The sequence below is a fragment of the Streptomyces sp. NPDC041129 genome, assembly GCF_055592265.1.
On the sequence record NZ_JBVIYV010000002.1, the window covers coordinates 518,102 to 536,880 of the forward strand.

General features: G+C 71.7%; 13 protein-coding genes. 8 read left to right on the forward strand and 5 right to left on the reverse strand.

What is annotated here, in order from left to right; all coding sequences use genetic code 11:
- Positions 1–34 precede the first annotated feature (34 nt).
- Complete coding sequence (locus ACZ6B1_RS10545) at positions 35–835, reverse strand: tryptophan 2,3-dioxygenase (RefSeq protein WP_468776773.1); 801 nt, start codon at positions 833–835, stop codon at positions 35–37.
- A gap of 713 nt (positions 836–1,548) precedes the next feature.
- Here ACZ6B1_RS10545 and ACZ6B1_RS10550 point away from each other — a divergent pair.
- The 8 genes from ACZ6B1_RS10550 (at position 1,549) to ACZ6B1_RS10585 (ending at position 9,364) form a co-directional block, all read left to right on the forward strand.
- Complete coding sequence (locus ACZ6B1_RS10550; protein ID WP_468776774.1) at positions 1,549–3,012, forward strand: 4-hydroxyphenylacetate 3-hydroxylase family protein; 1,464 nt, start codon at positions 1,549–1,551, stop codon at positions 3,010–3,012.
- Entirely contained in the window at positions 3,009–3,566 is a 558-nt protein-coding gene (locus ACZ6B1_RS10555) for a flavin reductase family protein (RefSeq protein ID WP_468776776.1), read from the forward strand. Before ACZ6B1_RS10550 ends, ACZ6B1_RS10555 begins: the two co-directional genes overlap by 4 nt.
- On the forward strand, positions 3,563–4,129 hold the full coding sequence (locus ACZ6B1_RS10560; protein WP_468776778.1) for a 3-hydroxyanthranilate 3,4-dioxygenase: 567 nt from the start codon (positions 3,563–3,565) through the stop codon (positions 4,127–4,129). The genes ACZ6B1_RS10555 and ACZ6B1_RS10560 overlap by 4 nt, the downstream gene beginning before the upstream one ends.
- Complete coding sequence (locus ACZ6B1_RS10565) at positions 4,126–5,142, forward strand: amidohydrolase family protein (protein WP_468776779.1); 1,017 nt, start codon at positions 4,126–4,128, stop codon at positions 5,140–5,142. The genes ACZ6B1_RS10560 and ACZ6B1_RS10565 overlap by 4 nt, the downstream gene beginning before the upstream one ends.
- Before the next feature lie 59 nt (positions 5,143–5,201).
- Entirely contained in the window at positions 5,202–5,663 is a 462-nt protein-coding gene (locus ACZ6B1_RS10570; RefSeq protein ID WP_468776781.1) for a RidA family protein, read from the forward strand.
- Between the two features lie 31 nt (positions 5,664–5,694).
- Positions 5,695–7,134, forward strand: coding sequence for an aldehyde dehydrogenase (locus ACZ6B1_RS10575; RefSeq protein WP_468776783.1), 1,440 nt, complete (start codon positions 5,695–5,697; stop codon positions 7,132–7,134).
- Positions 7,135–7,293: 159 nt separating this feature from the next.
- Entirely contained in the window at positions 7,294–8,067 is a 774-nt protein-coding gene (locus ACZ6B1_RS10580; RefSeq protein ID WP_468776784.1) for an SDR family oxidoreductase, read from the forward strand.
- Between the two features lie 25 nt (positions 8,068–8,092).
- The gene (locus ACZ6B1_RS10585) at positions 8,093–9,364 is read left to right on the forward strand and encodes a cation:proton antiporter domain-containing protein (RefSeq protein ID WP_468776786.1); all 1,272 of its coding nucleotides are present in this window, start codon (positions 8,093–8,095) and stop codon (positions 9,362–9,364) included.
- 118 nt (positions 9,365–9,482) lie between these two features.
- On the opposite strand, the gene ACZ6B1_RS10590 is transcribed toward ACZ6B1_RS10585, so the two are convergent.
- The 4 genes from ACZ6B1_RS10590 to ACZ6B1_RS10605 form a co-directional block, all read right to left on the reverse strand.
- Positions 9,483–12,110: a non-ribosomal peptide synthetase gene (locus ACZ6B1_RS10590; RefSeq protein ID WP_468776788.1), complete on the reverse strand. Its 2,628-nt coding sequence runs from the start codon at positions 12,108–12,110 to the stop codon at positions 9,483–9,485.
- Positions 12,111–12,246: 136 nt separating this feature from the next.
- Complete coding sequence (locus tag ACZ6B1_RS10595; RefSeq protein WP_468776789.1) at positions 12,247–12,468, reverse strand: MbtH family protein; 222 nt, start codon at positions 12,466–12,468, stop codon at positions 12,247–12,249.
- A gap of 1 nt (position 12,469) precedes the next feature.
- The gene (locus ACZ6B1_RS10600) at positions 12,470–16,258 is read right to left on the reverse strand and encodes a non-ribosomal peptide synthetase (RefSeq protein ID WP_468776791.1); all 3,789 of its coding nucleotides are present in this window, start codon (positions 16,256–16,258) and stop codon (positions 12,470–12,472) included.
- Positions 16,259–16,267: 9 nt separating this feature from the next.
- Positions 16,268–18,238: a carbamoyltransferase C-terminal domain-containing protein gene (locus ACZ6B1_RS10605; RefSeq protein ID WP_468776792.1), complete on the reverse strand. Its 1,971-nt coding sequence runs from the start codon at positions 18,236–18,238 to the stop codon at positions 16,268–16,270.
- Positions 18,239–18,779: the final 541 nt, after the last annotated feature.

Here is an 18,779-nt window from a genome sequence, read left to right on the forward strand (position 1 = left end):
CCCGGGCCGGCCGCCGGGTCGTTCCGGCGGTGGCTCAGAGGTCCGCTCTGACCGCCCAGAGCTCGGGGAAGAAGCGGTGTTCGGCTGCCCGGCGCAGGAAGGTGACCCCGGAGGTGCCGCCGGTGCCCGTCTTCGAGCCGAGGAGGCGTTCCACGGTCAGCAGGTGGGTCGCGCGCCAGCGGCCGAGTTCGAAGGCGACGTCCACCAGGGCCTCCGCCAGCACGTACAGGTCGGCGTGCTTCTCCTGCTCCGTGTACACGGTGTGCCAGACGGCCACGACCTCGTCCTGCTCGGGATGCGGCAGGCTCCAGTCCCGTTCCACGCTGCTGGGCGGGACCGGCAGCCCGCGGCGCCACAGCAGGCGCAGGGCGGCGTCGTAGAGGCTCATCTCGCCCAGCGTCGCGAGGAGTTCGCGGTGGACACGCTCGTGGCCCCGGTGCAGCTCGGCCATCGGCGGGGCCTTGTGGCCGAGGACGAACTCCATGTGCCGGTACATGTAGGACTGGAATCCTGAGCCGTCGCCGAGCGCGTCACGGAATTCGGCGTACTCGGTCGGGCTCATCGAACCGAGCGCCTCCCAGGTGCCGTGCAGCGAGACACAGGTTTTGCGGAGCCGGCCAAGTGTGCGCAGGGCTCCCGGAAGGTCGTCGCGTTCGAGCTGCTCCCGCGCGCGCACGGCTTCGGTGTACGCGAGCTTGAACAGCAGCTCCATCACCTGAGTGATGATCAGGAAGGACGGTTCGGTCTCGGCGCCGGTGCGGGTGCGCTGCAGGGACAGCAGCGTGTCGCTGCCGACGTAACTCGCGAACGGGGTTCCCTCGGCAGCGTGTCCCACGGCGGGCGATTCGGCGGGACTTTCGTCCGTCAATGGCTGGCCATTGAGATATTCCATGGCTGACTCGAAGACCCCGTTCGTACGTGCCGGCATGTTGCGGAATTCCGCACACCGGGGCCATGGATGATTCTTACGACCCCGTTGGACCTAGTTGGCGCTGTACAAGATGCGCTGAGTAGTTGAGAAGCGGCTGCGACCGCGAGATGCCACCTGCCACCCCCCAAGGCGGCTTATGCGATACAACCAGCGGTCCCGAGCAACGTCAAGTGTCTTTCGGGGTGTTGACGGAATGGCCCGCTCCGTATTCCTGCGTTCGCTTCCCGGGGGAGATCGCGCGACGCCGGTTGTCGCTTTTGACTGTGATACCCGTGCCTCGGCCATGGCGTCCAGGGTGTGCGTCGGCGTCCGCAAATGGGTTGCCGTGGGCGGTGTTTGAAGGGCCCGCCGCAGTGGTTTCCGGGTGGTTCGTGCCCGAGTTGAGCCGGGGGCATGAACTTTGTGTGGCGACTGGCTCAAGATGCGGTGGTGAACAACGGGAGTAAAGCGGCCGGATCGGGCGGAATATTTCCCTCCGATCGAGCCGAGGGAGGTTGTTGAGCGCTGAGCTGTCAGTCATTTCCCCAGCTCCTAGGGGGTGTTGAGGGTTCGAGTGTCCTCGCACGAAGATCGTCAAGGTCTAGCCACATGCTGGAACATGTGGTTTGCTCCATCGGGTGTTGAAGACTGGCAAGGAACACCTCGAGAGCCTGCGTGACGGCCGTCGTGTCTACATCGGCCGGACGCTTGTTGAAGATGTGACCACACACCCGGCTTTCGCGCGTGCGGCTCAGACGATCTCCGATCTCTACGACCTGAAGGCGGACCCCGCCAACAGTGAAGTAATGACGTATGTGGAGGACGGCGAAAGGCACAGCTCGTATTTCATGCGGGCGAGGAGCCGTGACGATCTGGCAAAGCGATCGGCTGCTCACAAGCGGATTGCCGACCTGAGTTACGGCCTGCTCGGCCGCTCTCCGGATTACGTCGCGAGCTTCGTCACCGGCATGGCCGTATCGCCTGAAGTCTTCAATGACACGGCCGACCGGGTCGTCGCCTACTGGCGCCATATGCGCGACAACGACGTCTACGCGGCGCATGCGATCGTCGCTCCTCAGGCGGCCCGCGATCCCAAATTCTACGAACGTGAGAACCTCCCGATTCCGACCCTCCGGGTCGTCGGCGAGGACGACGCGGGCGTGATCGTGCACGGCATGAAGATGCTGGCGACCGGGGCGGTCCTCGCCAACGAGATCTGGATCGGCAACATCCTCCCCCTGGCCCCGGAGAACGAGGCCGAGTCGATCACCATGGCGGTGCCCTGCAACGCGCCCGGCGTGTCGCTGTGGTCGCGCAAACCGCTCGGCACCTCCACGGCCGAGGAGTTCGACGCCCCGCTCAGCCGGCGGTTCGACGAGACCGACGCCATGGTCCTCTTCGACAACGTGCACATCCCGTGGGAACGCGTCTTCGTGCACAACAACGTGCCGCTCTCCCGGGAGCTGTACTTCCGCACCCCGGCGCACGCCTACGGCAACCACCAGTCCAACGTCCGCTTCCACGCGAAGCTCGAACTGCTGCTGGGCGTCGCGAGCCGCATCGCGCAGTCGACGGGTGCCGAGCAGGTGCCGGCCGTCCGGGAGAAGCTCGGCCGGCTCGCCTCGCAGGAGGCGCTGCTCGCGGGGCTCATCGACGGCCAGCTCTGGGGCGCGGAGCCCTGGGGGGACGGATACGTCACCTACAACCGGCGTTCCATGTACGCCGCCATGAACTGGTGCGTCGAGCACTACTCCGAGCTGATCGACGTCCTGCGCGAGCTGTGCGGCGGTGGGGCGCTGCAGTTCCCGGCCGACTGCTCCGTCCTGGAGGACGACGAACTGCGGCGGACTTTCGAGGAGTTCTGGCACACACCGCAGCTCGCCGCCGTCGAGCGGATGAAGCTGCACAAGCTGGCCTGGGACTTCGTGGGCAGCGAGTTCGCCGGCCGCCACCAGCAGTACGAGAAGTTCTACGCCGGTGCCGGGTTCATCGTGCGGGGCCACAACTACCGCGAGGCCCCCTGGGACCACTTCCACGGCATCGTGGACGGACTGCTGGACTCGTACACGCACCCGTCCGACGTGCCCGGCTCCCCGTCGTGAGCGCCACGACGACTCCGGGTGTGACCATCTCCGACTTCCGGCTCGGCATGAGCCGGCTGGCCGGCGGGGTGAGCGTGATCGCCACCGGAACCGCCGCCGACCCGGCCGGCTGGCGGGGCATGACCGCGACCGCGGTGTGCTCCCTCTGCGCCGAGCCGCCGAGCCTGGTCGTCTGCCTCAACCACGCGGCCGGCACCCGGGAACGGCTCGTGCACAACGGGGTGTTCTCCGTCAACGTCCTGGCCGGCGACGACCTCGAGGTCGCGCGGATGTTCGCCGGCCTGCACGGCACCTTCGGAGCGGAACGATTCAGCAGCGGTGACTGGTCACCGGGAACGCTGGGCGTGCCCGTGCTCGGCACCGCCCTGGCCTCCTTCGAGTGCCGGGTCGCGGAGTCCGTGGAGCACGGCACGCACGCCCTCCTCATCGGGCACATCGAGTCGATCCGCTGGGCGGACGAGGCCGGCAGCGAGGCCGAGCCGCTCCTCTACTACAGCCAGAGATTCCACGGTCTCGGTACAGAGGTCGGGGTGACAGGGGGTCCCACAACATGACCGAGCAGACCGAGCAGACCGACGCCCGCCCGGGCATCGTCTCCGTCGAGCAGCTCCGCAAGGCCGGCAGCGCCGCCTTCCCCGGCGCGCTGGCCGCCAAGTCGCTCTATCCGGACTCCGACTTCGAGGTCGTGCTGGTTCGCGGCCCCAACAGCCGCAACGACTTCCACGTCAACCCGTACGACGAGCTCTTCCTCCAGGTGGAGGGCACCATCCGGGTCGACACCCGGGAGCAGGGCGGCGAGCCGCGGCGCAACCTCGTGCACGAGGGCGAGCTGTTCGTCGTGCCCGCGGGCACCGCCCACTCGCCGCTGCGCCCCGAGGGCACCTGGGGCATCGTCGTCGAGGTCCGCCGCAAGCCCGGGGACACCGAGGCCGTGGAGTGGTACTGCGACCGGTGCGACGCGCTGATCGAGCGGGTGACCATGGAGTCCTCGCAGATGATCGAGTCCCTGATGCCGCTGCTCAACGAGTTCCAGGCCTCCGAGGACCGCCGCACCTGCCGCTCCTGCGGACACGTCCTCGCCAAGCCGGGCCCGTTCGTCATGGAGGGGCCGGCATGACGGATGGCGCCCGGCCCCGGCTGGTCGACTGCCATACCCACACGCTGCCCCGGCACTGGCCGGACCTCGCCGAGCGCTACGGCGACGCCCGCTGGCCCGTCCGGCGCGCGGTCGACGACTGCACCGCCGACCTGTTCGTGAGCGGCAAGCACTTCCGCACGGTCCCGCACACCTGCTGGGACCCGGCGGCGAGGATCGAGCAGATGGACGCGTCGGGCGTGGCCGGCCAGTGGCTGTCCGTCACCCCGGTGATGTTCAGCTACTGGGCGCCGCCCCGGCAGGCGGCGGAGATGGCCCGGCACGTCAACGACGGCATCGCCGAGATGGTGCGGCACGCGCCGGACCGCTTCACCGGCCTGGCCACCCTCCCGATGGGCGACCCGGACCTCGCCGTCGCGGAACTGGAGCGCGCGGTGCGCGAACTGGGCCTGCGCGGAGTGGAGATCGGCACCAACATCGCCGGCCGCGAACTCGACGACCCGCTGCTGAGGCCGGTCTTCGAGGCCATCGCCGAGCTGGACGTGCCGGTGCTGGTCCACCCCTGGGACGTACGCTCCGCCGACCGGCTGACCCGCTACAACGCCATGTACACCGTCGGCATGCCCACCGAGACCGCGTACGCGGCGCTCGCCCTGCTGCACGGCGGCGTGCTGAGCGCGAACCCCGCCCTGCGCGTACTGCTCGCGCACGGAGCCGGCGCCCTCGCCTGGCTGCTGCCGCGCATCGACCGGGGCTGGGCGACCTGGCCCGACAAGCGGGGCGGCGCGGACGAGACCCCGGGGGCGATCGCCCGGCGGCTGTGGGCCGACTCGCTCGCCGGCGACGAGGCCAACCTGCGGCTCGTCGCGGGCCGGATCGGCTGGGACCACATCGTGCTCGGCACCGACTACCCCTTCCCGTTCGGCGAGGAGCGCCCGGGGGACGCCGTCGAACGGTCCTCGCTCGACGAGGACGTCAAGACGGCGATCCTGTCCGGCAACGCCTCCGCGCTGCTGACCGCGGCAGCCCGGTGACCAGCGTCATGACCCGGCCCCATCGGCCGGGAACGCCCACACACGACCGAGGTTCGACATTGAGTACTGACACCGCATCGACGGAGGCGCGCTTCGAGGAGCTCGGGCTGTCGTTCCCGCCCGCTCCGGGGCGGACCGGAAACTTCCTGAGCACCGTGCGCGTCGGCGACCTGCTGTTCGTGTCCGGACAGGGCAGCCACGACATCCGGGGCAAGATCGGCGTCGACATCGACGAGGACACCGCCCGGCTGGCCGCCCGCGAGGCCGCGCTGCGCCTGCTCGCCCTCGTCCGGGAGGAACTCGGCTCCCTCGACCGCGTGAAGCGGATCGTGAAGCTGCTCGGGTTCGTCAACTGTCAACCCGGCTTCGACCGCGGCCCGCAGGTCATCAACGGGGCCTCCGACCTGCTCGTCGAGCTGTTCGGCGAGGCGGGTAGGCACGCGCGCTCGGCCATCGGCGCGATCGCGCTGCCCCATGACTTCGCCGTGGAGATCGAGATGATCGTCCAGGTCGAGTCGTGACCGCGGCGCCCACCCACCGGAACGGCGCGTCATGACCGCGCTCGAACGGTTCGGTCATGTCATCGGCGGCGAGACCACCGGCTCCGCCGACGGCGCCACCATGGTCTCCGTCGACCCCACCACCCGTACGGCCTGGGCCGAGGTGGCCCTCGGCTCGGCGGTGGACGTCGACCGGGCCGTCCGGTCCGCCCGCGAGGCGTTCGACGAGGGGCCCTGGCCCCGGATGACGCAGCCGGAGCGGTCCCGTGTCCTGCACGCCTTCGCCGACGTGCTGGAGGCCCACGCGGCGGAGCTGGGCCTGCTCGACACCCGCGACATGGGGCGCCCGCTCACGGCCACGCGCGACAACGACGTGGTGCGCGCCGCGGCCAACTTCCGCTTCTTCGCCGACGACGCGCGCCTCGCCGCCGACGCCTCGTTCCCCGGTCACCCCGGCCACCACGTCTACACCCGCCACGAACCGGCGGGTGTGGTGGCCGCTGTGTCCCCCTGGAACTTCCCGCTGATGCAGGCCACGTGGAAGATCGCGCCGGCCCTCGCCTACGGCAACACCGTCGTCCTCAAGCCCGCCGAGCAGAGCCCCGCCTCCGCCACCCGGCTCGCCGAACTCGCCGTCGAGGCCGGTCTGCCGCCCGGCGTGCTCAACGTCGTGCACGGCCTCGGACCCGCCGGCGCGGGCGAGGCCCTGGTCTCCCACCAGGGCGTCGACCTGATCACCTTCACCGGGGAGACCCGCACCGGAGAGGCGATCATGCGGTCCGCCGCCGACGGGGTCCGGGCCGTCAGCTTCGAACTCGGCGGCAAGGGCGCCTCGATCGTCTTCGACGACGCCGACATCGACCGGGCCGTGGCCGTCGCGGCCGACGCGGCCTTCTCCAACGCCGGCCAGATCTGCCTCGCGGGGTCCCGCGTCCTGGTCCACCGCGACGTCCACGACCGGGTCGTCGCGGCGCTGGTCGAGCGGGCGGAGGGACTGCGCCTGGGCGACCCGCGCGAGCCGGGGACCGACATCGGGCCGCTCTCCTCCGAGGAGCACCACGCCAAGGTCACCGGGCATCTGCGCCGGGCCGCCGAGGAGGGCGCCGCGCTGCTCACCGGAGGCCCCCGGGACGGCTGGTGGGTGGCCCCGGCCGTGGTCGTGGACGCCGCTCCCGACGCCGCCGTCTGCCGGGAGGAGGTCTTCGGACCCGTCGTCACGGTGCACCCCTTCGACACCGAGGAGGAGGCCGTACGCATCGCCAACGCGACCCCCTACGGCCTCTCCGCCATGGTGTTCACCAGCCGGCTGGCGCGCGCGCACCGGGTCGCCGGACGGCTGCGGGCGGGCAACGTCTGGGTCAACTGCTTCTGGGTGCGCGACCTGCGTTCGCCCTTCGGCGGCTTCGGCCGTTCAGGCATCGGCCGCGAGGGCGGCGGCCACTCCCGTGAGTTCTTCACCGAGGCGAAGACCGTCGTGATGGACGTCGGCTGACGCGGGCCTCCACCGGCCGTCCGCTCCCTCGCCCGGAGCACCTTCCTTCCGCACCGACCGGAAACGACATTCCCTACCCCGAGCCGACTCCCGTACCCGAATCGACCCTCCCGTACGGAAACTCGGCTCCTCACCTATGCCTAGGAGGTAATCAACCCCATGGACCTTGGTATCCGAGGGCGCGTCGCGATCGTCTGCGCATCGACCGCCGGACTCGGTGAGGCCACCGCACGGGCCCTCGCCGCCGAAGGGGCCCGCGTGGTGGTCTGCGGGCGGCGCGGGGACGTCGCCAAGGAGATCGCGGCGCAGCTCCCCGAGGCGATCGGCGTCGAGATCGACCTGGTGGCACCGGACGGGCCGGCCCGGCTGGTCGCCGCCACCGAGGAGGCCTTCGGGCCGGCCGACATCGTGGTCCTGAACAGCCCAGGACCGCCGCCCGGCGGCTCGCAGGACATCGGTGACGCCGACATCGTCGCGGCGATGGAATCCCTGGTCCTGCCCCACCAGCGGCTGGTGTCCCTGGTCCTGCCGGGCATGCGGGAACGCGGCTGGGGGCGCGTCCTCGCCCTCGCGTCGATCGGTGTCGTCACCCCGATCCCCAGCCTGGCGCTGTCCAACATCGGCCGGGCCGCCCTGGGCGGATACCTCAAGACCCTCGCGACGGAGGTCGCGGGCGACGGCGTCACCGTCAACATGCTGCTCCCCGGGCGCATCGAGACCGCGCGCACCGTGCAGATGAACACCTACCGGGCCGCCCGTGAGGGCATCGGCGTGGAGGAGTTCGCGGCGCGGGCCCAGGCGGCCATCCCGGCCCGCCGGTACGGGCAGCCGGACGAGTTCGGCGCCGTCGCGGCCTTCCTCTGCAGTGCGGCCGCCTCCTACGTCACCGGCACCGCGCTGCGGTGCGACGGTGGCGCCGTGCCCTCGCTCTGACCGACTCCCACCCAAGAGAGGGCAGATGACCCAGAACCAAGTGGCGCTGCTGTTCTTCGACCTCGCTCTCATCCTCCTGGTGGCCCAGCTCGCGGGGCGCGCCGCCCGTGCGCTCGGACAGCCCGCGGTGCTCGGCGAGATAGTCGCCGGCATCCTCCTGGGGCCCACGCTCCTGCACGGCTCCCTGTCCGACACGCTGTTCCCGACGGACCTCCGCCCGTATCTGAGCGCCCTGGCCAACGTCGGCCTGGTCCTGTTCATGTTCGTGGTGGGCCTGGAGTTCGACTACGGGCGGCTGCGCGGCTTCGGCCGGGTGACCGGTGTCACCGCGCTCAGCGCGGCCCTGGTGCCGTTCGGGCTCGGATCCCTGCTGGCGCTGCACCTCGCCGGCACCCACCACAGCAAGCACCACCTCGGCTTCGTGCTGTTCTTCGGGGTGGCGATGTCGATCACGGCCTTCCCGGTCCTCGCCAGGATCCTCGTGGACCGGCGGATGAACCGGACGCTGGTCGGCTCGATCGCACTGTCCGCCGCCGCGTCGTGCGACCTGGCCGCCTGGACGATGCTGGCGATCGTCCAGGCGATCGTGGGCGGCAACGGCTCCGCCCACTGGACGACCGTGCTGGTGGTGCCGTTCGCCGCGCTGCTCGCCTTCGTCGTCAGGCCGCTGCTGAAGCGGCTGCTCACCCACGAAGGCGAGGCCGTCCCGCTGACCGTGACGCGCTTCGTGACGGTGGTGGCCGGTCTGTTCGCCTCGGCGGCGGTGACCGAACTGATCGGCCTGCACTTCGTGTTCGGGGCGTTCATGTTCGGTCTGGTCGTCCCCCGGAAGGCCACTGAGAAGGCCCGTGAGGAGCTGATGCAGCACTCCCGGACGGGAACCGCCTTCCTGCTGCCGGTCTACTTCGTCGTCTCCGGCTTCAAGGTCGACCTCAGCACGATGGGCTTCAGCGGACTGCTGGAACTCCTGCTGATCGTGCTCACCGCGGTCTTCGGCAAGGTCGCCGGTACCTACGTCGCCGCGCGGACCCAGGGGATGACCTCGCGGCACTCGGCGGTCCTGGCCACCCTGATGAACACCCGCGGCCTGACCGAACTCATCGTGCTCGGTGTCGGCCTGCAGATCGGGATGCTCGACAACAGCCTGTACTCGCAGATGGTCGTCATGGCGGTCGTCACGACCGGCATGGCCGGCGTCCTGCTGCGCTGGCTGGCCGGGCCGGAGGACCACAACCTGCTGGAGGAGCCCGCGGCCTCGGCGCCGCTGGCCGAAGCTGGAAAACGCGCCGGTCACTGAGCGGCCGGGGAACGACGAGCGCCGCCGCCCGCGTGAGGTGATCCTCAGGCGGGCGGCGGCGTGTCGTGTGCCGGAGGAGACGACGGCCCGGCCGGCGTTGCGGCCCGCGGGCCCGGTCTCATCCGGACCGGCGCCGGACGATCGGCGGCGGCGCCGGACGGGCCGTGCCCAGCCGCTCGGCCACACCCGCGACCGTCGGCATGTCGTAGATCACGCGCGGCCGCAGCTCCACCGACAGCTCCCGGCGGATGCGGGACACGATCTGGGTGACGTGCAGCGAATGCCCGCCCAGCTCGAAGAAGTTGTCGTCGAGACCGACCCGCTCCACGTCCAGCACGGCCGCGAAGATCTCGCACAGGGCCTTCTCCCGCGCCGAGCCCGGCGCCCGGTAGGCCGTCACAGGGGCGAACCGCGGCACGGGCAGGGCCCGCCGGTCCAGCTTGCCGTTGACCGTCAGCGGAAGCTCCGCCAGGGGCACGACGGCGCCGGGCACCATGTACTCCGGCAGCCGCCGCGCGACGAAGGCCCGTACCTCCGCGGCCTCGACGCCCGCCGCCCCCGGCCGCGGCACCACATAGCCCACCAGCCGCCTGTCGCCGGAGTCCGACTCGTGCACCACCACGGCGGCACGCCCCACCCCGGGGTGACCGGCGAGGGCCGCCTCGACCTCGCCCAGCTCGATCCGGAAGCCCCGGAGCTTGACCTGGCCGTCCACACGGCCCAGGAACTCCAGCACGCCTCCGGTGGTCCACCGCACCACGTCCCCGGTGCGGTACATCCGCTCGCCGGGCTCGCCGAACGGGTTCGCGACGAAGCGTTCCGCCGTCGTCCCCGGGCGGCGCAGATACCCCCGGGCCAGACCGGCCCCCGCGACGTACAGCTCACCCGCCACGCCCGGCGCCGTCGGCCGCAGCGCGGCGTCCAGCACGTACACCCGGGTGTCGGAGACGGGCCTGCCGATGGGCACCGTGCCCGAGCCGCTGAGGTCCGTCCCGCGCACGTCGTGCGTGGTGGTGAACGTGGTGTTCTCGGTCGGCCCGTACCCGTTGGAGAGCCGGACGCCGGGCAGCCCGTCGACGACGGCCGCGCACATCGCGGGCGACAGCACGTCACCGCCGGCCAGCAGGTGGCGCAGCCCCCGCAGGGCGGTCACATCGGTGTCGACCACCTGGTGGAACAGTCCCGCCGTCAGCCACAGGACGGTCACCCCGTGCCCGGCGGTGAACTCCTTCAGCTCCGCCACCGACAGCACGCCCGGCGGCGCGACCGCCAGCACCGCCCCGTTGAGCAGGGCGCCCCACACCTCGAGCGTCGTGGCGTCGAACGACGGCGAGGCGAGCTGGCCGACCACGTCACCCGCGCCGATGTCCAGGTAGCCGGTCCGGCGAACCAGCCGGTCCACGGACGCGTGCGTCACCAGCACGCCCTTGGGGCGGCCGGTGGAGCCGGAGGTGTAGATGCCGTAGGCGGGGTGCGCCGGCCGCAACTCGGCCGTGCGCTCCGCCCGGCCGAGGTCGGTGCCGGGACGGCCGAGCAGGGCCGCCTCGGTCAGCGGGTCGTCCAGCACGACGGTCGTGGTGCCGGGGGCGCCGGCGGTACGCGGGCGGAGGGCACCGGTGGTGATCAGGCAGGCGGGAGCGGAGTCGTCGAGCAGATAGGCGATGTGCTCGGCGGGGTACGCGGGGTCCACGGGCACGTACGCCCCGCCCGCCTTGACGACGGCGAGCAGGGCCACCACCAGCTCGGCGGAGCGGTCGAGCGCGACCGCGACCAGTGACTCGGGACCGACGCCGTGCCCGACGAGCACCCGCGCCAGCCGGTTGGCCCGCGCGTTGAGCTCCCCGTACGACAGCCGGACCCGGCCGTCGACGACGGCGAGGGCGTCCGGGGTGCGCTCCGCCTGGGCCTCGAACAGCTCCGGCAGCGTCGCCGCGGGCACGTCCCTGGCGGTGTCGTTCCAGTCCACCAGCAGGCGGTGCAGTTCGGCCGCGTCGAGCGGTTCGATCCGGCTCAGCGGCAGGCCGGGACGCGCCACGGCCTGGCCGAGGACCCGTACGAGACGCCGGGCGAGTGCCTCGGCGGTCGCCTCGTCGAACAGGCCCGCCGCGAAGGTGAGCACGCCGCGCATCCCGGCCGGGCCGCCGTCGGCCCCGAGGTGCGGCCGCAGGCGGAAGGACAGGTCGCACGGCGGGAACGCCGCGCCGCCCGTGGGCTGTTCGGCGGTCGTCCCGGCCGGGTCCCCCGCGAGCCCGGATGCGGCCGGTTCCTCGACGACCAGCTCGACCTGGTAGAGCGGATGGACGGCCGGCGAGTGGTGCGACGGGGGCTCCGCCGCGACGCGCTCGTCGTACCGGGTGGCGGTCCCGGCGCCTTCGTGCAGCCTGCCCAGCGACTCGGTGAAGGAGGGGTCGCCCGAGAGATCGGCCCGCACCACGATGCGGTCACCCGCGGCGGTGCTGCCGCCGAGCGGGATGTCGGTGCCCGCGCCGAGGCGGGACAGCAGCGCGGCGAGCGCGGCCCGCAGCACCGTCACCGGGGACACGCCCTCGGCGGCGGCCAGTCCCCCGACCCGGGCGTGCAGCTCCGGCCCGATGTCCAGGGGAACGCGTGCGGTGCGCGGGTCAGGGGTGCGCGGCCGGGGCCGGTCGAACGGCAGGGCCAGCTCCCGCGGCGCGTCCGCCGGAGCCCGCCTCCCGTGGGCCGGCCCGCCGTTCCCGTCCGCGACCTCGGTCGTGATCGCCGTCATCCTGTTTCTCCCCCGGCCACCGCTGCGGCCCCCGTCGGTGTCTGCGTCGGCCGACGGGCCGGCCGCGCGACGCGATGGCGTGTGCCACGCGTCGTGCGGCCGGCCCGGGCCTGTTCCGTGAGACGCACCCGCCGGCTCAGCCGGCCCGGTCCGCGTCCGTCGCCAGAGCGAGGCTGCGCGGACGCATGTCCGTCCAGTCCTGCTCGATCAGCGCCAGGCACGCCTGGCGGCCGTCCGGGCCGTGCACGGCGGTCCAGCCGGCCGGCACCTCGATGGACTGGGGCCACAGCGAGTACTGGCCCTCCTCGTTCCTCAGCACGAAGAACACGCCGTCCTCGTCGTCGAACGGATTGGTCATGTCATGCCTCCTGGCGTGAGTGGATGAGAAGTCCGGCGAGCGCGGCGGGAGTCGGCCGCTGGAACAGGGCGCCGAGGGTGATCTGCGCACCGAGCCGCTCGCCGATGAGGTTGAGCAGGCGCAGCGCCAGCAGCGAGTGCCCGCCCAGGTCGAAGAAGGCGTCGTCGGGACCGACCGCCTCCTGCCCCAGCACCTCGGCGAAGAGGGCGCACAGGGCCTCCTCGGCGGGCCCCGACGGGGCCCGGCCCGACGACGGCCCGGCCTCCGGTACGGGCAGCGCCCGTACGTCGGCCTTGCCGTTCGGCGACAGCGGCAGGCTGTCCAGCACGAGGACCCCGGAGGGCACCATGTACTCCGGCAGCCGGGCCCGGACGAACTCGCGCAGTTCCCGGGCCAGCAGCCCGGCGCGCCTGGCACCCAGCGGATCGCTCGCCAGGTCCGGGCCGAGGTCCGGCTGGCCGGCCCCGTCCGCCGCCGACGCCGGTTCGGGGCCGGCCGTGACGACCACGTCGAAGACGCCGTCCCGCTGGACCAGCTCCACCGAGGCGGCCCTGGGCCACCGGCCGGCGAGCTCCGTGAAGTAACGCGTACCGATGGCGAGTTCGCCGTCTGCCGCTTTCTCCGGTATGTCCGTGACGACGAGGACACCGCCGTCGCGGAGCGCGCCCAGCGCCTGCCCGACGACGCCGTCCGCGTAGGCCAGCGACGGGCAGTGCCGGAGCACGGAGTCGATCACGACCGCCCCGAAGGACCGGTCGCGGAAGCCGCGGAAGTCTGTGGCCTCCCGGTGCAGCAGCGTCGGACGGGTCCCGCCGGCGAGGTCCGGCGCGGACCTCAGCAGGTCGATCGCCGACGAGGAGAAGTCCGTCGCCACGTACTGGCCGCACGAGGGCGACAGCTCCCGCAGCAGCGCCCCGCCGCCGCAGCCGATCTCCAGCAGCCGGTCCGGGCGCAGCGGCGCGATCCGGTCCAGGGCGGTGCGGTTCGCCGGCTGTCCGGCTCCGCCGTCCCGGTGGGCCTCGTCGAAGAACCGCTGCCGTTCGGCGACGTGCTCCGCGGCCGTCAGCGGGTCCGCCGCCCATTCGGCGCGCGCCTGTCCGGCGGGGACCACGTAGGCGTACATGCGGTGGTCGCCGTGGCCGTCCTCGCGGACCGTGACGGCGGCCTGCCCGACCGCCGGGTGTTCGGAGAGCGTCGCCTCCACCTCTCCGAGCTCGACCCGGAAGCCGCGCAGTTTCACCTGGTCGTCGAGGCGGCCGAGGAACTCGATGTTCCCGTCCGGCAGGAAGCGGGCCAGGTCGCCGGTCCGGTAGAGCCGCGAGCCGTCGGCGGCGAACGGGTCGGCGACGAACCGCGACGCGGTGAGCCCCGGACGGCCGAGATAGCCGCGGGCCACGTTGGTACCGCCGATGTAGATCTCACCGGCCACCCCGACCGGCACCGGACGCAGCAGGGCGTCCAGCACGTACAGCCGCGTGTTGTCGACGGGCCGGCCGATCGGCAGCGCGGTGGTGACGTCACCGGCGCAGCGGAAGAAGGAGGCGTTGACCGTGGTCTCGGTGGGACCGAAGACGTTGAACAGCTCCCGCCCCTTCGACCACCGGTTCACGACGGCGGGGGTGGCGGCCTCGCCGCCGATGAGGATGGTCTCCAGGCGCGGCAGCACGGTCTCCGACAGCGTCGCCAGCACCGACGGCACGAGCGCCACCTGGGTGATCTCCCGCTCGGCGAGCAGGGCGGACAGCTCCCCGCCGAGCAGGTGCCGGGGCGCGACCACCAGTTCGCCGCCGCTGATCCAGGTGATCCAGATCTCCGACACCGAGGCGTCGAAGCAGATCGACGCCACCTGCAGCACGCGGGAGTGCGGTCCGAGGCCGAACTCCCTGCTCTGGAAGCGGATCATGCTGGTCACGCCCCGGTGCGGGACCTCGACGCCCTTGGGACGGCCGGTCGAACCCGAGGTGTAGATGACGTAGGCGAGGCTGTCCGGGTGCGTCCCGAGACCGAGATCGTGCGCCGGCCAGGACCGGTCCGCCTCCTCGTCGAGGTGGACGACCTCGGCGTCACCGGTGCCGACGTCGAGTCCGCGCTGCACGACCACGAACGGGCAGCGGGCGTCCTGGAGCATGTAGGCGATCCGCTCGGCCGGGTACTCCGGGTCGAGCGGCAGATAGGCGCCGCCGGCCTTCAGGACGGCGAGCATGCCCACCATCAGGTCCAGCCCGCGTTCCGCGCACAGTCCCACGACCACCTCGGGGCCGACACCGGCCGAGCGCAGCCGCCGGGCGAACCGGTTGGCCCGCGCGTTCAGCTCCGCGTACGTCAGCGCGCTGTCCCGGTACGACACCGCGACCGCCCGCGGGGTCCGCGCGGCCTGCTCCTCGAAGAGCCGCACCACGGTCCGGTCCGGGAACTCCCGCTCCGTTGCGTTCCACTCGACGAGCTGACGGCGGGTCTCCTCGCCGGTGAGCAGCGGCAGCTCCGACAGCCGGACGTCGGCGCCCACCCGGTCCAGGAGATGGGCGAAGTGCCGTGCGAGCCGCTCCATGGTCGAATGGTCGAACAGGTCGGCCGCGTAGATCAGTTCTCCCGAGAGCCCGTCGGGCGTCTCCCAGCAGCACATCTCCACATCGAGGTGGATCGTGGCCCCGTGGTCGCCGAACGGCGCGGACCGAAGGCCCGGCAGATCGAGCGAGCGCCCCGTGTGCTTCTCCTGGAGAAGCTGGAATCCGACCTGGGTCAGCGGGTTGCGGCTGGTGTCCCGCGCCGGATGGAGCTCCTCCACCAGCCGCTCGAACGGCAGGTCCTGGTGGTCGAAGGCGTCGAGCGACACCGCGCGCACCCGTTCCACCAGCTCACCGAACGTCGGATCGCCCGAGCAGTCCACCCGCGTCACGAGGTTGTTGACGAAGAAGCCGACGAGATCCTCGAGTTCGGCCTGGTCCCGGCCCGCGACCGGCACGCCGACCACGATGTCGGTGCCGCCGGTGTACCCGGCCAGCACCGCGTCGAACGCCGCCAGCAGCACCATGAACAGCGTGGCATGGCGCTCCGTGCCGATCGCCCGCAGCCGGTGCGCCACCTCGGCGGGCACCTCGAACGGCACCACCCCCGCGGTGTGGCCGGGCATCGGGGGCCGCGGGCGGTCCGCCGGGAGCTCCAGCACGGCGGGCATGCCGAGCAGGCGCTCCCGCCAGTGCTCCAGCCGCTCGGCCAGCACCTCACCGGACAGGTAGGACCGCTGCCAGTCGGCGTAGTCCGCGTACTGGATCTCCAGCGGCGGCAGCGGGGACGGCCGGCCCGAGCCGAACGCAGCGTAGAGCGCGCTCAGCTCGGACTGCAGGACGCCCAGCGACCAGCCGTCGCCGGCGATGTGGTGCAGGGTCACCAGCAGCACGTGGTCGGCGTCGGCGAGACGCACCAGACGTACCCGCAGCACCCTGCCCTTGGCCAGGTCGAACGGCTCGCGCGCCTCCTCGGCGGCCAGCCGGTGGGCCTCCGCGACCGGGTCCTCCGCCCGCCCGGCGTCCTCCACGGCCAGGGTCACCGCGTACGGCGGGTCGATCACCTGGCGCGGTGCTCCGCCGTCGTCCGTGAACCTGGTCCGCAGGGCCTCGTGGCGGGCCACGATCTCGGTGAACGCGCGCTCCAGCGCGCGCACGTCGGGCGACCCGGTCAGCCGGTGCGCGAACGCGAGGTTGTAGAAGGGGTTGCCGGGCATGAGCCGGTCGAAGAACCACAGCCGCTGCTGAGCGAAGGACAGCGGCCCGGCCACGGAGAGATCACCCATCGGTTCGGCTCACCCCCCGGAGGTGTCCGGTGAGTACTGCGGCAGCGGGAACACCGGGCGGCTCGCCTGCGGGAGTCCGGCCCAGCGCAGCAGCCCGTGTCGCCGCATGTCGAGGGCGAAGTCGACCAGTTCCTCGACGTCCGCGCCCAGTTCGTCCGCGATCGCCCGCATGGAACGGGTGCCGTCCGCGAGGCCGAGGACGCCCTCCCACTCGGACCTGACCGCCACCGCCGCGCGCTGCTCACCGGTGGCCGGCAGCCCGACGGAGCCACGGGAGCCCGCCGCCTGGAGCCGCTCGGGACGCAGCTCGGCGAGGTCCGGCGCGGTGACCTCGAGACCGCCGATGAACAGCCGGTCGAGCCGTGAGCCGTACAGGCAGTCCATCGCCTCGTCGGGGTGCTCCACGATCGGCATGCCCCGCAGGTTGAACGAGGTGTTGAGGACCATCGGCAGACCGGTGCGGTCCTCGAACGCCTCGATCAGCGCGCGGAACGCTCCCGGGTTGTCCTCGGCGACGGTCTGCACGCGGCAGGTGCCGTCGATGTGCACGACCTCGCTCACGAGCTCCCGCTGCGCCTCGAGGACCGGACACACCATGAGCATGAACGGGCTCTCGGCGGCGGGCATGTCGAACCATTTGCCGGCGCGCTCGGCGAGCACGGAGCCGGCGAAGGGGCGGAAGCCCTCGCGGAACTTGACCCGGGCGTTCAGCCGGTCCTTCATGCCGGGCATGCCCGGGTGGCACAGGATCGACCGGGCGCCGAGCGAACGCGGGCCGAACTCGGCCCGGTCCTGGAACCAGCCGATGATGTCGCCGCGGGCGATCGCGTCGGCGGCGGCGGAGGCGATCGCCTCGGTGCCCTCGTGCGTACGGGTCTCCAGGCCCCAGCGGTCCGCCACGGCCTGGATGTCGGTGCCGGTCACCCGCGGCGGACCGAGGTAGACGTGCCGCATCGGCGGGGTGGCCCGGGCGGGCAGCCCCATCAGGTTGTGGTACGCGTAGAGCGCCGCGCCGGCCGCGTTGCCGTCGTCGGTCGCCGCCGGGAAGACGAACATCCGCTCGACTTCGGTCTCGCGCATGATGCGCGTGTTCAGGCTCGAGTTCAGGAAGGAGCCGCCGCACGTCACCAGCGAGCGGGTGCCGCCGATCGCCAGCACATGCCGGGTCACGTGCAGCACGGCCTCCTCGAACTCCGCCTGGAGCTGCGCGGCCAGGTCGAAGTGGAACTGCTCGTAGGGCGCCCGGGGCGGACGCGGGACCAGCCGGAGCTCTTCGCCCTCACGGACGGCGACGCCGAGTTCGACGAGGGACTCGGCGGCCCGGTCGAAGCGCAGTCCGCCGTCGGGCGCGAGCTCGTAGAACATGTTGTCGTCGCTGAGCCGCTTGCCGTACGAGGCGAGGCCCATGGTCTTGCCCGCGTCGTCGTACGTGGTGCCGGCCTCGCGGAAGCCCAGCGCGAGCGTGACCACGCGGTAGATCTCACCGACGCCGGACAGCGCCGCGGGGGTCCAGACCTCGCCGTCGCGGCGGTAGCCGGCGATGCGGTCGGCGTCCCGCACGACGCGCATCAGGATCTCGGGCGCCTGCCCGGTGCGGAAGGTGAACGCCGTCTCCCGCTCGCGGCCGCCGCCGGCGATCCGGGAGCCGTAGGAGTCCATGACCAGGGCCGCGGCCTCGTCGAAGCCGGACGAGTAGAAGGCGGCGCTGGCGTGGGCCAGGTGGTGACCGGGGTGCGGCAGGGCGAGGCAACGTTCCTGCGGGGCGACCAGCCCCAGCACGCTGAGCAGCTTGGCCTCGTCCCGCTGGTCGCGGGACTCGGTCGAGGTCGCGATCCAGCCGTCGATCTCGCCCGCGGTGAGACCCGCCACGGAAAGGATCTCGTTGGTCAGATCGGACATGGCCGCCGCATAGGCGTGGAGCGGGACGGTGCCGCGCTTGACGCGGGTGGTGCGCTCGAGGGCCAGCGCGAAGCGAATCACACCGTCTTCCACCAAGCACACACTGCTGTCATGGCTCAGATTGAAGCCAATAACGCGCGTAGAAATAGCTACCCCCAAGGAAACGGTGCAATAGCATCAGAGCGTCGGAGCATCAAGGGCATTCACGTCCAGGCGGAACGCCGTCGGAAGAATCTCTAATGCGGTCTCGGACATTGAGACGACCACGAACTCGCCTGAGCGTAGTCCAAAGTGACCCCCTGTCAACCATGAATGTTGCCGCATTTGGCGGTCGTATGTCTGGTTCGTCGTGGTGTGGCTCGGCCGGACTCCGCGATCGCATCCGGCTTGATTTGGTTGACAGTTGCCGTCTCACCATGCAAGATCAAGTCACTGGATCTGTAAGCAGGCGACACGGGGGTGGCCGGCGCGACCATACGGGGAAATGCGGACAAGTGAGGTCCGCATTACATCGGTCTTCACGTACGAATTCGCCGGCCCGGACGCCCGGGTCCAATTCGAGTTTCCCTTTTCCGGTAATTCTCTGTTTCGCTCGCCCGGTGCGGCGAAAAATCCCTCCGGG